The organism is Psychromonas aquatilis (genome assembly GCF_038155185.1).
In the GTDB taxonomy this organism is placed as follows: domain Bacteria; phylum Pseudomonadota; class Gammaproteobacteria; order Enterobacterales; family Psychromonadaceae; genus Psychromonas; species Psychromonas aquatilis.
The window spans coordinates 1-214 of the sequence record NZ_JBAKAZ010000402.1 but is presented as its reverse complement, the minus strand read 5'-3'; the positions used below and the strand labels follow the sequence as shown (position 1 = coordinate 214).

Here is a 214-nt window from a genome sequence, read left to right as displayed (position 1 = left end):
AAGATATTCTACTAGATAAAAAACTCAAAAAAATCCACGTGACAATCGATAACCTGAAAGACTATTTAGGTGTTCGCCGTTTTGACTTTGGTAAAGCTGATTCTGAAAACCAAGTAGGGCAAGTAACAGGGCTGGGGTGGACATCTTTATGCGGTTATCTATTAACCATTGAAGCTACCTCTGTACCAGGTAAAGGTAAGTTAACTTATACTGG

At 38.3% G+C, this 214-nt stretch carries 1 protein-coding gene; it reads left to right on the top strand.

Annotated features, from left to right (window positions below):
* On the top strand, positions 1-214 hold a 214-nt coding region (locus V6256_RS15940; protein WP_341599181.1), incomplete at both ends, for a S16 family serine protease.